A 14,053-nucleotide genomic window follows, 5' to 3' on the forward strand; every position below is an offset into this window, starting at 1 on the left:
ATGAGAATCATTACCGGCACAGCCAAAGGCCGCCGTCTTTTTACTCCCAAATCGCATCTCATTCGTCCTGCTGCAGACAAGGTCAAAGGATCCACCTTTAATATTTTGGGCTCGATTGAGGGGCTTGATGTTTTGGATCTGTTTGCCGGCACCGGAAGTGTAGGATTAGAAGCCGCCAGCCGGGGAGCCAAAAACATTGTCCTGGTTGATTCCTTGCCAGAAGCCCTCAAACTTTTGGAAAAAAACAAAACCGCCTGTGAGTTTGGAGGTCATGTTGTTATTTGGAAAGGAACCCTCCCCCACTGCCTTGCTTCCATAAGTAAAAAGCATCCCCGGTTTGATCTTGTCTTTATTGATCCCCCTTATGACAAGGGGCTTATTTTCCCCGCCCTTGAAGGAGTTTTAAGAAACAAACTCGTTGACGCTCAAAGCTTGGTCATTATAGAACACTCCCCTCGGGAAATCCCCGAACACCCGGGTTTTAAGCAAACGGATCACCGAAAATATGGCCAAACCTGGGTGACTTATCTGCAGACAAAGGACATAAATGAAAAATCAACGGTATAAACCCCAGGGCAAGCACTGGACCCAAGATTCCGTCCGCCTAAGGCCGGACGGGGTTTTGATCCGGCAAGGCGCGTCCCCGAAGCCAACGAGCGGAGGGGATAACATGGCCCTCTGCCCCGGTTCGTTTGATCCACCTACCGATGGTCATATCAATATCATTGAACGTGGTTTGCGCGTTTTTGACCATATTGTTGTTGCGGTGGCTATTAACCGTTCAAAAAAGACCCTTTTTTCCCCAGAGGAAAGGGTCGAAATGCTCAAAGAGCTTTTAAAAAAACATAAAAATGTGACCATCGATTCCTTTGAAGGGCTCCTTGTTAATTATTGCCAGAAGAAAAAAATTGGAACGATTTTACGTGGAATCCGTACTGTTTCCGACTACGAATACGAGCTTCAAATGTCACTGGCCAACCGCATTTTAAACCCCAAGCTTGAAACCATTTTCATGATGACTGAAGGCCGCTACTCGCACATCAGTTCTTCCATCATTAAGGAAGTGATTTCCTTTGGTGGGTCAGGAAAAAGCATGATTCACCCCCATGTGGAGAAAAAAATAAGAGAAAAAATCAAAATCTAATATGCAACTTGCCAAACGTTTATCCAAAATCAAACCCTCACCTACCATGGTCATTACGGCCAAAGCCCAAAGCCTGAGAGCCCAGGGGCTTGATGTCATTGGCTTTGGGGCAGGCGAACCCGATTTTGACACACCTGAAAACATTAAACAGGCTGGCATCAATGCAATTAAACAGGGGTTTACCAAGTACACAGGAGTGGGTGGCATTAACGAACTTAAAGACGCCCTCATTGCCAAACTTAAAAAAGACAATCATCTGACTTACACACGCGATCAAATCATAGTTTCAAACGGTGGCAAACATTCACTCTATAACATCGCGCAGGCACTTTTTGATCCGGGCGATGAAGTGATTATTCCAGCCCCTTACTGGGTAAGCTACCCGGATCAGGTTTTACTTAATGATGCGGTACCCGTTATTTTAGAAACCACCGACAAAATGGGTTTTAAAATTACCCCGTCGCAACTGGAAAAAGCCGTTACGCCCAAAACAAAAGCCTTTATACTAAACTCTCCTTCCAACCCAACAGGAGCGGCCTATTCCGAAAAAGAGCTCGAAGCTTTGGCAGCCATTTTGGTTAAACATCATGTATGGTGTATTTCAGATGAGATTTATGAAAAGGTCATTTACGGTCATTTCAAACACGTAAGCATTGCCAGCTTTAACGAAAAAATTAAAAACCTGACCCTTGTGGTAAACGGAGCTTCCAAAGTTTACTCGATGACGGGCTGGCGCATGGGATTTGCCGCGGGGCCCAAGGAAATTATCGACGCCATGACCACCATTCAGGGGCAAGTCACTTCAAATATCTGTTCCATCACCCAAAAAGCCTGCGTAGAAGCCTACACCGGGCCCCAGGACATGGTGACCACCATGGTCAAGGAATTTGAAAAACGCCGAAATTATATTGTCGGGAAGCTTAATGCCATTGAAGGAATGACTTGTTTAAATCCTGAAGGGGCTTTTTATGTATTTCCCAATGTCTCCCGCCTTTTTGGTCGTAAAACACCTGACGGGAAAATCATTTCCAATTCAGCTGATTTTTCCAATTACCTTTTGGACAAACATCTTGTCGCTGTTGTATCTGGCGAAGGTTTTGGAGCTGAAGGATACATACGGCTGTCTTACGCTACATCACAAACCAACATCGAAAAAGGTTTGGATCGTATTGAAAAAGCCGTGAAAGAATTACGCTGATTTTTTAGCGCATACAATCATCAATGGTATGAACCCCAGGGCAAGCCCTGGACCCAAGATTCCGTGGCAAGCCACGGGGTTTTGACCCAGCAAGGCGCGTCCCCGAAGCCAACGAGCGTAGGGGATCAATTCCATTCGACCTTCTTTTTAATAAGCGCTACCTTTTCAGGAAAATAATTAAAAAATGTTTGGATCAACTTCTGGTCTTTGGGTCTTTTAAATTTATACTTTGAGGCCAGAACCGATTCGACATCAGCAACCAACACTTCTACTAAAAGGGAATCAAATATTTTTTTATAAGAAGTATTTATTGGCATCCAAACAAGGTGCCCATCTGCTTCAAGGTGCATCCCTTCTTTTATAAGCAAATCTGAAACTTGTTTTTGTACAAAAGGATTTAACGGAGAAATTACATCCAGCCCCAGGGTCCTTTCCACCGGGAAAGGCAAGTCAGCCAAAACGAGTACCATTTGACCTATAATTTTAATACTTTGCTTGGGCAAAAGCGGGACTCCCAACTCAGGAGCTTCCTGATTTCTTTCTTGGATAAAATTATTAAGCCCCGTAAAAATAGCTTCAAATTTATTTTGCATTAAATCAATTCTGTCTTGATTGTATAGAATACAAGGTAACTATCGCGTTTTTTCGTGGAAGGAAAGCAAAGTGCCTTCTTCGGAAGAAATAACTTCTCCCGTGATACTGTTTTTTACGGCATCCGAGGTCAGGATAATATTGAAATCAGCAGCAAAGTGGTCATTGGCCCCATCTTCCTTGAAGGGTAAAATAACGCCATTCACATTTAAGCTTTCCCCTTCGGCACTCACATCAAACAGATAAGGATTATTGCAAGCGCCTTCGGGAGGAACATTGAGCTGAATATTGACTTCCGGATCCTGGGACCCTTGTTCAAAACAAGGAAACACTAAACGATGGTTGTCATTATCAATTTTTGTTCCTTGAGGAAAAAAACCATAGGCCAAGATGATCAATCGTTTATCGTGACTTACCTTGATGTACTTTGAATAAGAAGAAGGGTCAAAAACAAGATTTCCCACAGTTAAAGAATCTGCCCGTGCAGCCGCCCCATCTTCCTTTATTTGATTATTTTCGCCTGTGGACCCACCCCCTCCGCAAGCAACGAGAATAGCGCCCAAAAAACACACAAAGGCCAAAGATTTTATATTTTTCATAAACTTAGTCCCCATGGATTCAAGTAAAAAGCAAAACACATGCCATCGCTTAAAACGTAATCCATTGTAATGAATGATGATTTAAAAGACCAACCTTAAAAAAAGGAATATCGAAATAATAATTCTCAAAATGAGACAACCGGATTTTCCAGTTTATTTTTGAAACCCCACGGCCAAAGAAGCCATGTTCAGATAAGAATCGGGAGCAAGACCCAAATAGAGTACGGCCACCAAACAAAAAGCCAGCGTCAGAATGACGGGCAACGGGATTTCCGACACCGCTTTTGAATCTTCGGTTTTTCCAAAATACATCACTACAATGGGCTTTAAATAATAATAAGCCGATGCCACAGAAGTCAAAATACCTACAACAGCCAACCAAAAATGACCATGTTCGATGGCGTAGCTAAACAAACCATATTTTGCAAAAAAACCGACTGTCGGTGGAATGCCCAAAAGGGAAAACAGGAAAAGAGAAAACAAAAGCGCCAAAACAGGACTTGAAAAACCAAGCCCCGCCAAATCATTAAAATTAACGGCTTCACGGCCTTCTTTCACCATAAGGGAAAGTACGGCAAAGGCTCCCAAACTAGTCACTGCATAGGATAAAAGATAATAGACAAGACCCGAGGCCACATCAGGGGCAAGCACCCCATGGTCAAGGCCGGCCACAACGCCCAACAACAAATAACCCGCATGAGCAATCGATGAATAAGCCAGCATTCGCTTCAAATTAGTCTGGAGCATGGCGACCAAATTTCCTACAAGCAGGGTCATGATCACCATGATCTTTAAGACAAGCATGGCCATCTCTGTGGGGAAAAAATGAAGCGTGGCAATCAAACGGAGAAACAGGGCAAATACGGAAATTTTCACCCCCGTAGCCATAAAACCCGTGATGGGCGTGGGAGAGCCCTCGTAAACATCGGGAACCCAAAAATGAAAGGGAAACAACCCCAGTTTGAAAACAAAACCAACCAAAATGAGTACAAAAGACGCTCTTGTAAGCCAGACCTGGGATACGGGGTTTGACACATTCATGGCTTCTGAGAGTTGCATGGTCCCAAAGGCTCCATAAAAAAGGGCAATTCCATAAAGTAAAAAAGCCGAAGCAACACTACCCAGTACAAAATATTTAATGGCCGCCTCATTGGAACGAACATCTCCACGGTTAGATCCCACCAGGATATAAATGGCCAGCGACATTGTTTCCAGCCCAATGAAGTTAACCATAAGATGGTCGGAGGCGAACATGAAAATCATTCCCACCAAAGCAAACAAAACAAGGGCCACAATGGAACCAGAAAACATCGCCCCTTGGGAATGATTCATCAGTTTAAGATAGCCGCTTAGATTAAAAAGGCTGAACAACCCAATAAATAAAAGAAGAATGACAAAAAACTGGGTGAGCAAATCTGCAAGGAAAAGATCGGTACCATTGGGAACCGGCATTCCCCACTGTTTAAAGGCAAAATAAATAGCCAAAAGAAGGCTTGCCCAACTAGCCCCATGAATGAATCTGATCTTGTCTTTGGGAAGAATGGCATCCAACACCATGCACACAAGCGCACCAAAGCTTAAAATCCACACCGGTAATCCGGCAATCCATAATGAATGAAATAATTGCATACGTTTTCACACGGAATGAAAGCTTTTTGCCCCCACCCTTTATTTAAAACCCACCTCCGGGTTCTTCGATTCCATCTGCAACAACATCTGTGCAATGGGACGTTCCATTTTTTGCAAAAAGAAATTGGGCTTTAATCCCATCCAAAAAATAAAAACAACCAAAGGAACAAGAACAAGAACTTCCCTTAAATTTAAATCAGGAATTTTCAGCCCTATGGGAGTTTTCGCCTCGCCAAAAAAGACACGTTCTACAAGCCACAACATGTAGACAGCCGATAAGATGACCCCCGTAGCCCCGATAATGGCCGCAACAGGCTGGGTTTGAAATGAACCGACCAAGGTTAAAAACTCACCCACAAAACCATTGGTGGTGGGAAGCCCGATCGAGGACAAAGTGGCAATCAAAAAGAAAACGGCATACCAGGGCATGAGTTTGGCCAGGCCTCCATAAGCTGCAATGTCGCGCGAATGGGTTCGCTCGTAAACAACCCCAACTAGTAAGAACAACATCCCTGTTGAAATACCATGATTCAGCATTTGGTAGAGGCCCCCCATCACAGCCGTTGGCTCAAGGGCAAACACACCCAGCATCACCACCCCCAAATGGGAAACAGAGGAATAAGCAATGAGCTTTTTCATGTCGGTTTGCACCATGGCCACTAAGGCCCCATAAACAATGCCAATCACAGAAAGGGCAATCAAGTAAGGTTGACAAACCAAAAGTGCCTGCGGAAACAAGGGCATCGCAAAACGGAAAAAACCGTAAGTCCCCATTTTAAGAAGTACGCCTGCCAAAATAATACTGCCGGCTGTGGGGGCTTCGACGTGGGCATCGGGTAACCACGTATGGAAGGGAAAAAGCGGAACCTTGATGGCAAAAGCCAGGGCAAAGGCCAGGAAAAGATAAATTTGAACAGAATAAGAAAGGTTTACTTCGTACAAATCAAGAAGGCTAAAACTTTTTCCTGCCATAAAATACAAATACAAAATGGCCAACAACATCAATACCGAACCGCTCATCGTATAAATAAAAAACTTCACCGCCGCATACACCCGTCTTTTGCCTCCCCAAATTCCAATGAGGAAATACATGGGAACCAGCATCACTTCCCAAAACACATAGAACAAAAACATGTCCAAGGCGCAAAAAACGCCCACCATGCCGCATTCAAGCAAGAGCATACTCACGACAAAGCCTTTGACCTTCTCACTGACAGAGGTAAAGGAAGCCGCCATGGCAATGGGAGTCAGTAAAGTCGTCAAAAGCACCAACCACAAACTGACTCCATCAATTCCCATGAGATATTGGATGTTCCAAAAAGAAACCCATGGTTTTAATTCCATGAACTCAAAAGAGCCCGTGTTTCCAAAGTGGAAATACAAATGAAGGGACAGAAAGAACTCAAAAAGAGCGGCAACAAAACCAATCCGGTGAATGATTTTTGGTTTGTCGGAAGGAAGGACACAAATCAGGGCCGCCGCCACCATCGGAAAAAAAGTAACCAAAGTAAGAATATGTTGATCAATCCAGGTCATAATTTAAAAAATCCCCAATAAGCACACCAAAAGAACCACAACTCCCAGAGTAAGCAAAACAAGGTAATGCCCCAAATATCCCGTTTGTAAAAAAGCCAGGGCTTGAGCCCCAAACTGGGAAAGCCCCGACCATCCATGCACCAACACACCATCAATGAGTTTTTGGTCAGCACCCTTCCATAAAACAACACGCGAAATTCCCAACAAAGGTTTGACAATTAAAAACGTGTAAACCTCATCGACATAAAACTTGTTCTGCATGAGCTGATAAAGCGGAGCAAACTTGTTTTTTAAGGGAGCCGTCCAATTCAAGTTTGCAGAGTAAAGTTTTAACGAAGTTAAACTTAAAAGAAGGGCCCAACCCGTAGAAACTGCCATCAAAGTAAGTTCAAGAGAATGGCTTACGTGATGAGCTTCCACCCCTTCTGTTAAAAATGAAAGCCAGTGATGAAAATGATTCGAGCCATGGAGCACTTCCGGCACTCCCAAAAATCCACCGAGGATGGCAAGGAGCCCAAGAATGGCTACAGGGGCATCCATGATCCAGGGAACCTGACTTGAATGATGTTCCTCATGGTGGTCATGAGAATTGTGCGTTTTTCTTTCATGCCCCAAAAACACATATACAAAAAGACGGAACATGTAAAAAGCCGTTAACCCCGCCGCCACAAGGCTTGTAACATACATCCACAAAGGGGCATGCAAATAAACATTCAATAAGATTTCATCCTTGCTGAAAAAACCGGCAAAGGGCGGAATGCCTGCAATGGCCAAGGTTGAAACCAGAAAGGCAAAAGCGGTGACGGGCACTTTTTTGAAAAGCCCTCCCATGTTTCGAATGTCCTGCTCATGGTGCATGGCATAGATGACACTGCCGGCCCCCAAGAATAAACAGGCCTTGAAAAAAGCATGGGTCACTACATGGAACAAGGCCGCTTGAGGGGCCCCCACACCCAGGGCCAAAAACATATAGCCCAATTGCGACACGGTTGAATAGGCCAACACTTTTTTAATGTCGTATTGGGTGATCGCAATAAGAGCGGCTAAAACAGCCGTGGCCAAACCAACGAGGGCAATAATATGCAGAGTCAGGGGCGCCATGTGAAAAAGGAAAAAGAGGCGCGCCACCATGTAAATACCTGCTGTCACCATGGTCGCTGCATGGATAAGGGCTGAAACAGGAGTGGGCCCGGCCATGGCATCGGGCAACCAAATATAAAGGGGAATTTGCGCCGACTTGCCGGTGGCACCCACAAAAAAACAAAGGGTCATCACCGTGGCAATGGGTAAAAACCATTCCTGATGAGAAATGAGAAAAGAATAACTAAGGTAGAGAGGCGCTTCACCGGTATTTTGGGTGACACAGGTTTTAACCAAATAAAACAAGCCAACCAAAAAACCAAAATCGCCGATACGGTTGACCACAAAAGCTTTTTTGCCCGCCTTGGCTTTTTCGGCATCCGTAAACCAAAATCCGATTAAAAAGTAGGAACACAACCCCACACCTTCCCACCCAACAAACAGAACCAATAAATTATCTCCCAACACCAAAAGCAGCATGAAGAACAAGAACAAATTCAAATAGGCCAGATAACGGGAATAAGACACATCTCCCTTCATGTAGCCCACTGAATAATAATGAATGAGCGAACCAACCCCCGTCACCACAAGAACCATCACGGCCGAGAGATGATCAAAGACAAAAGAAAAAGGAATTTGAATCAGGGATGTTGAAATCCAGGAAAACAAAGGCTCTGGTTGAAGAACTCCATTTTCCGGAAGACCTTTTAAAATACAGAAGGCCCAGAGCGCAATCCCGAAAGACAAAGTGGGCATGGCACAAGCAACAACCGAAGAAATAATTTCGGGAAAACCTTTGCCACGACGGGCTGCCCCCATGGACAAAAGGGCATTCACCACAAATCCCAAAAGCGGGAACGCGGGAATAAGGTAAAGGTATGTGTTCGAAAATGAAATCATAATGACAATATCAGCAAGATTTTTATTAACGCCTCGAATGTAGAGCTTGCCATTGCACCCTTCCGCAATCCGCATTCCGCAATTCTCCCCTACCCCCCCATCACCTTCCAGTCGGCGGCATTGACTGTCTGGCGATGACGATACAAAACAAGCAAAATTCCCAAACCGACAGCCGCTTCGGCAGCCGCCACGGCCATGACAAAAAACGTGACCACATGAGCATCCATTTGGCCGTAGTAACGGGCAAAAGCCACAAAGGCCAGGTTGGCCGAATTAAGCAATACTTCAATGCACATAAGAATGATCAAAAGATTGCGACGGATCATCAGCCCCACAAGGCCCAAGCCAAACAAAACAGCAGAGAGTGCAAGATAATGATAAAGTGTGATCATGATTTTTCTTTCTTCCCCAAAACCACCACACCCACAAGAGCCACAAGCAAGGTCACCGAAATAAGCTCAAAGGGAATCATGTATTTTCCGAAAATAAGACGCCCTACTTCCTCGGGCGAACCAAAATGAGGATCAACCGGTTGAAAAGCCAAAAGAGGAATGTGTCTTAAGACCTGAATCACCACGACGACAAAGAAGACACCAATGCCACCCAAAAGAAGATTTTTGGCATTCCAACGATCCACAACCAAATCTTCAGGACGAAGCCTTAACATCATGATGACAAACACAAACAAAACCATGATGGCCCCGGCATAAACCAACACCTGCATGATGGCCACAAAGGGGGCATGAAGCAAAACATAAAGGGCCGACAATGCAAAAAAGGCAAACACCAAGCACATGGCCGAAGCAATGGGGTTATTGTTTATGATCATCAAAAGGATGGCCACAACAGTGATGGCTGCAAAAATGTAAAAGAAAAATTGTTCACCCATATTAATTAAGGACGATCATGAAGATCGCCCCTACACCCATAATAAAGCAACGCTGTAAACCAAAAGGTTCACCATACCCAGGGGCACCATGATTTTCCAACCCAAGTGCATCACCTGATCATACCGAAACCGCGGCAATGTCCACCGCACCCAAATAAAAAACCAGCAACAAAACAAAACCTTTCCCAAAAAAACACTAAACTGCACAAAAGCTGCAAAAATCTGGCTCCCCAAAGCGCCCAAATCAAAGGCTCCATGTAACAAAGCCAAAAGCGCCAATCCCAAGCCCACAATGCTTAAGGGAACACCCAATACCAACACTTCAAAATCGCGCCGGTCGCCGTATTTTCCTTTTTTGAATTTGCTCACCAAAAACAGGCCCAAAAGCATGAAGAGAATTCCATTTCCCATGATTAGGATAAAGAGACCCATCTCGGCATTTTCTCTTAATAAAGAAGTGGGCAGAAAAGGAACCTGCCATCCCCCAAAAAATAAAAGGACAATCAAGGCGGAGGCGATGATCATGTGCGCATATTCGGCCATAAAAAACATGGCAAACTTCATGGAGCTATATTCAACATGGTACCCTACAATTTCGGATTCACCTTCCGGCAAATCAAAGGGCAAACGATTTGTCTCGGCAAAAGCGGCTGTCACAAAGATAAGACAGGCTAGCGGCATGCGGATAAAATTCCAATACAAGGGATTTGCGGTCTGGTTCAAGGATAAAATATTCAAATCAAGGGACCCCCCCATCAAAACCACTGAAAGAAGAGCCAACCCCATCGATATTTCATAACTACACATTTGAGCCGATGAACGAAGCCCACCCAAAAGGGCATATTTATTATTGGCCGACCAACCTGCCAGCATCACTCCAAAAACTCCCAAAGAGCTCATCGCCAAAATATAAAGAATACCCACATCCAAATGAGCTGCTTGCAAATAAAAAGGAGCCCCATCAATGACCAAGGGTTCCCCAAAAGGAATGACGGCAAATGTGATGCAGGCGACCGTCAGGGCCATGAAAGGAGCCATGGTATAGTAAGGTCGGCTTACATGAGTGGGTGTAATGTCTTCCTTGGTCATCAGCTTGACCACATCTGCCAAGGCATGGAGCACGCCACCCAAGCGCAATCCAAAAATGGAAGCGCGATTGGGACCAGGGCGATCTTGAATATAGGCACAACCTTTTCGTTCCAGCCAAATGAGAAGAGGAATAATGTTAAAGATAATAAGAAACGGTATCAGAATTTTGAGAATGATCGTAAGCATCTTTTTTTAGTCACTAGTTACTAGCCAACATGTGCTGCAAAACAACAAGCGAGTCTCTCAACAATCTTGACTCTCCTTTAGGTTCAAAAGCTTTGGTTATTTCCTGAACACGCCCATCCACATTGGTAAAATTTCCCCCTTGTTCGGCAAACGTGGGAACGGGTAATACCACGCGGGTCTTGGAAACAACATCGGATTCATTGGAAGCCCATAAAGCTAATAGAGGAATTTTCTTTCCCATCAAATGAGCCAAATCCTTTCTGGAAAGATTGTTTAAAACCAGGATGCCCTTTGCCTCCGCAAGCTCTGTGACTGGCTTAAATCCCAAACGATTTATCTCCGCCTGGTTCGCATTTTTATCCGGTGTTATCAAAATAGAATCCTGCGTGGGATGATCTACCTCATTTTTGCTGTAATAAAGTTTGTCTGTTTTTAAGACCTTCACGGCAAATTCATGGAAAGATTTCAGGTTTTCGGCTGTTTGGCCCGCATGGGCCACAACAGCGATCTGGGCTGTATTGACACCCTTAAGAAGATCAATCACTTCAGTTAAGGCCTGTTCATACGAGATTTCCTGGGATTCCCCTTCCGTCACAAGCAAGGGCCTTAAAATTCTTTTTTGATTGATGAATTCAAAACCATAACGGCCTTCATCGCACATCCAGTATTTGTTCACATCCGGATTAAAACGGGGGCGTAGCCGATAAACAACCGAATCCGCATGGTCAATCCAGACATTGCAACCACGCGAGCATCCGGTGCACACTGACGGGGTTGATTTTAAAAACCATACACGTTTTTTGAAACGGAATTTCTTGTTGGTTAAAGCCCCCACGGGACAAACATCCACCACATTGCCTGCATACGGGTTTGAAAGCTCCTTGCCTGGAAAAGTGGTGATCGTGACATGATCCCCCCGATTGGCCAAAGCCAGCTCATCAACGCCCGCCACTTCCTGACATGTACGAATGCAACGGGTACAAGCCACACAACGCTCTTGGTCCAGCATGACATTCGCCCCAAGATTGATCATTTTATTTTTATGAATCTTTTCTTCCTTGAATCGGGAAGGAATTTCGTCGTACTGCATGTAGTAATCTTGCAGGCGGCATTCACCGGCCTGATCACAGGTGGGGCAATCAAGGGGATGGTTGATCAGCAAAAATTCCATGACCGAACGGCGCATCTTGACCACTTTTTCAGTCTGGGTCTTGACCACCATGCCTTCGGCCACACGCGTACTGCAAGCGATCATGGGTTTGGGGGCTTTTTCAACTTCCACCAAACACATGCGGCAGTTACCATCGATGGACAAACCCGGATGGTAGCAATAATGCGGAATATTAATCCCCACCTTCTCGGCCGCTTGTATGATCGTTTCGCCGGTCTCGGCGGCGATTTCTTTTCCATCGATTGTTAATTTAATGGATGCCATTACAAAATCCTCACCTTCGGGGCACTGCGTTGAAAATTCTCCTTAAGGTGTTTTTTGAATTCCTCGGGGAATTTTTTCATATAACTATTAATCGGCATTGCAATAGAATCGGCCAGCACACAAATTGTTTTTCCGGCCATGTTGTCGCCAATTTCATTAAGCAAGGCATAATCCTCTTTATCCGCCCCTTCCCTTAAAACACGTTCCAAAATCTTGTCGATCCAGCCTGTTCCCTCACGACACGGCGTACACTGACCGCACGATTCATGGGCATAAAAACGGGCCAGATTTTTTAACGCCCAAACCAGATCAACATCTTCATCCATGACAATGGCTCCGCCGGAACCAAGCATGGAACCATGAGCCACGACCGATTCGTAATCGAGGTTAACTGTTTCAACATCCTGGGCGTTAAGAATGGGAACCGAGGAACCTCCCGGAATCACGGCTTTCATTTTTTTTCCGTTAAGGATGCCCCCGCAGTCCTTGTAAATGAGGTCTTTTAGGGGATATCCCAGGGGAACTTCATAAACACCAGGCTTGACCACATGCCCGGACACTGAAAATAATTTTGTCCCGGGTGATTTTTCAGTTCCCAACCGGCGATAACCGGCGGCTCCAAACTGAAGGATGAAAGGAACAGCCGATAGGGTTTCGACATTGTTAATAACCGTGGGGCATCCAAACAAACCCACTTCGGCAGGAAATGGTGGCTTGATGCGGGGTTGCCCCTTGTTCCCCTCAAGCGATTCCAGAAGGGCTGTTTCTTCCCCGCAAATATAAGCCCCGGCTCCACGATGCACCGTGACATCCAAGGCATAACCCTTTCCAAAAATATTTTTCCCCAAATAACCCTTGGCATAGGCTTCCTTGACCGCATCGCGCATACGACGATAGGGCAGATCAAATTCTCCGCGAAGATAAATGTAACAAGCATGGCTCCCAATGGCATAGCAGGCAATGATGACCCCTTCGATGAGTTGATGGGGATCGGTTTCCAACAGAAGCCTGTCTTTAAAAGTGCCTGGTTCAGATTCATCACCATTGACGCACAAATATTTGGGTTTATCGTTTTTGGGGACAAAACTCCATTTAAGCCCCGCGCCAAAACCGGCTCCTCCGCGCCCCCGCAACCCGGAAGCTTTCACCTCGTCGATCACCTGGGCCGGTGTCATTGAAAAAAGTTTTTCTATTAAGCCATATCCACCCGTACGTTCATACACGGCCAGTGTATGGGAATCAGCAATATTTCTTCTGTTTGTAAGAACAAGGGTCATTTTAATGTTGCCAAAATCTCATCCACCTTTTTGGGATTAAGGCTTTCGTGATATTTTTCGTTAATCATCATGGCCGGGCCTGTGCCACAACTGGCCAGACATTCCACCGTGCACAATGAAAACTTTCCATCCTTGGTCGTTTGACCTTCCTCGATTCTTAATTTTTGCTTGAGATGGTCCAGGATATTTTCCGAGCCCACCAAGGCACACGAAAGCGTCCGGCAAACCTGAAGATGATATTTCCCCACCGGTTTTTGGTGGAACATGGTGTAAAAAGTCACCACGCTATACACATGCACCGGCGAGATATCCAGAAGGCCGGCCACTGCCTCCATGGCTTCTTTGGAAATAACGCCTTCCTGTTCCTGCACCAGCCACAAAATAGGCAGCAACGCCGCTTTTTTATTGGGATAGCAAGCCAAAATCTCGGCAAATTTCTTCTTGTTCTGTTCAGTAAAAATAAAAGGCATATAAAAAATTATATCACCTCGACTCCGCTC

At 45.1% G+C, this 14,053-nt stretch carries 14 protein-coding genes; 3 read left to right on the forward strand and 11 right to left on the reverse strand.

Annotated features, from left to right (window positions below):
- The 3 genes from A2048_08440 (at window position 1) to A2048_08450 (ending at window position 2,342) form a co-directional block, all read left to right on the forward strand.
- Entirely contained in the window at window positions 1–567 is a 567-nt protein-coding gene (locus A2048_08440) for a 16S rRNA (guanine(966)-N(2))-methyltransferase RsmD (GenBank protein OGP07486.1), read from the forward strand.
- Between the two features lie 103 nt (window positions 568–670).
- Window positions 671–1,144, forward strand: a complete 474-nt coding sequence (locus A2048_08445; protein ID OGP07551.1) for a pantetheine-phosphate adenylyltransferase — start codon at window positions 671–673, stop codon at window positions 1,142–1,144.
- A 1-nt stretch (window position 1,145) separates the two neighbouring features.
- On the forward strand, window positions 1,146–2,342 hold the full coding sequence (locus tag A2048_08450) for an aspartate aminotransferase (GenBank protein ID OGP07487.1): 1,197 nt from the start codon (window positions 1,146–1,148) through the stop codon (window positions 2,340–2,342).
- Window positions 2,343–2,467: 125 nt separating this feature from the next.
- Here A2048_08450 and A2048_08455 read toward each other — a convergent pair whose 3' ends face one another.
- The 11 genes from A2048_08455 to A2048_08505 form a co-directional block, all read right to left on the reverse strand.
- On the reverse strand, window positions 2,468–2,935 hold the full coding sequence (locus A2048_08455; GenBank protein ID OGP07488.1) for a hypothetical protein: 468 nt from the start codon (window positions 2,933–2,935) through the stop codon (window positions 2,468–2,470).
- 39 nt (window positions 2,936–2,974) lie between these two features.
- Window positions 2,975–3,532: a hypothetical protein gene (locus A2048_08460; protein OGP07489.1), complete on the reverse strand. Its 558-nt coding sequence runs from the start codon at window positions 3,530–3,532 to the stop codon at window positions 2,975–2,977.
- Window positions 3,533–3,685: 153 nt separating this feature from the next.
- On the reverse strand, window positions 3,686–5,161 hold the full coding sequence (locus tag A2048_08465) for a hypothetical protein (protein ID OGP07490.1): 1,476 nt from the start codon (window positions 5,159–5,161) through the stop codon (window positions 3,686–3,688).
- 39 nt (window positions 5,162–5,200) lie between these two features.
- Window positions 5,201–6,697 carry an NADH dehydrogenase gene (locus tag A2048_08470; GenBank protein OGP07491.1) on the reverse strand — a complete coding sequence of 499 codons (1,497 nt, stop codon included), beginning with the start codon at window positions 6,695–6,697 and terminating at the stop codon, window positions 5,201–5,203.
- A gap of 3 nt (window positions 6,698–6,700) precedes the next feature.
- On the reverse strand, window positions 6,701–8,677 hold the full coding sequence (locus tag A2048_08475) for an NADH-quinone oxidoreductase subunit L (protein ID OGP07552.1): 1,977 nt from the start codon (window positions 8,675–8,677) through the stop codon (window positions 6,701–6,703).
- 89 nt (window positions 8,678–8,766) lie between these two features.
- On the reverse strand, window positions 8,767–9,069 hold the full coding sequence (locus tag A2048_08480; GenBank protein ID OGP07492.1) for an NADH-quinone oxidoreductase subunit K: 303 nt from the start codon (window positions 9,067–9,069) through the stop codon (window positions 8,767–8,769).
- On the reverse strand, window positions 9,066–9,566 hold the full coding sequence (locus tag A2048_08485; protein ID OGP07493.1) for a hypothetical protein: 501 nt from the start codon (window positions 9,564–9,566) through the stop codon (window positions 9,066–9,068). The genes A2048_08480 and A2048_08485 overlap by 4 nt, the downstream gene beginning before the upstream one ends.
- 30 nt (window positions 9,567–9,596) lie before the next feature.
- On the reverse strand, window positions 9,597–10,841 hold the full coding sequence (locus A2048_08490) for a hypothetical protein (protein ID OGP07494.1): 1,245 nt from the start codon (window positions 10,839–10,841) through the stop codon (window positions 9,597–9,599).
- A gap of 13 nt (window positions 10,842–10,854) precedes the next feature.
- On the reverse strand, window positions 10,855–12,276 hold the full coding sequence (locus tag A2048_08495) for a hypothetical protein (GenBank protein OGP07495.1): 1,422 nt from the start codon (window positions 12,274–12,276) through the stop codon (window positions 10,855–10,857).
- Window positions 12,276–13,553, reverse strand: a complete 1,278-nt coding sequence (locus A2048_08500; protein ID OGP07496.1) for an NADH oxidoreductase (quinone) subunit F — start codon at window positions 13,551–13,553, stop codon at window positions 12,276–12,278. The genes A2048_08495 and A2048_08500 overlap by 1 nt, the downstream gene beginning before the upstream one ends.
- The gene (locus tag A2048_08505; GenBank protein ID OGP07497.1) at window positions 13,550–14,023 is read right to left on the reverse strand and encodes an NADH-quinone oxidoreductase subunit E; all 474 of its coding nucleotides are present in this window, start codon (window positions 14,021–14,023) and stop codon (window positions 13,550–13,552) included. Before A2048_08505 ends, A2048_08500 begins: the two co-directional genes overlap by 4 nt.
- Window positions 14,024–14,053 lie beyond the last annotated feature (30 nt).

The sequence above is a fragment of the Deltaproteobacteria bacterium GWA2_45_12 genome, from assembly GCA_001797365.1.
Taxonomy (GTDB): domain Bacteria; phylum UBA10199; class UBA10199; order UBA10199; family UBA10199; genus UBA10199.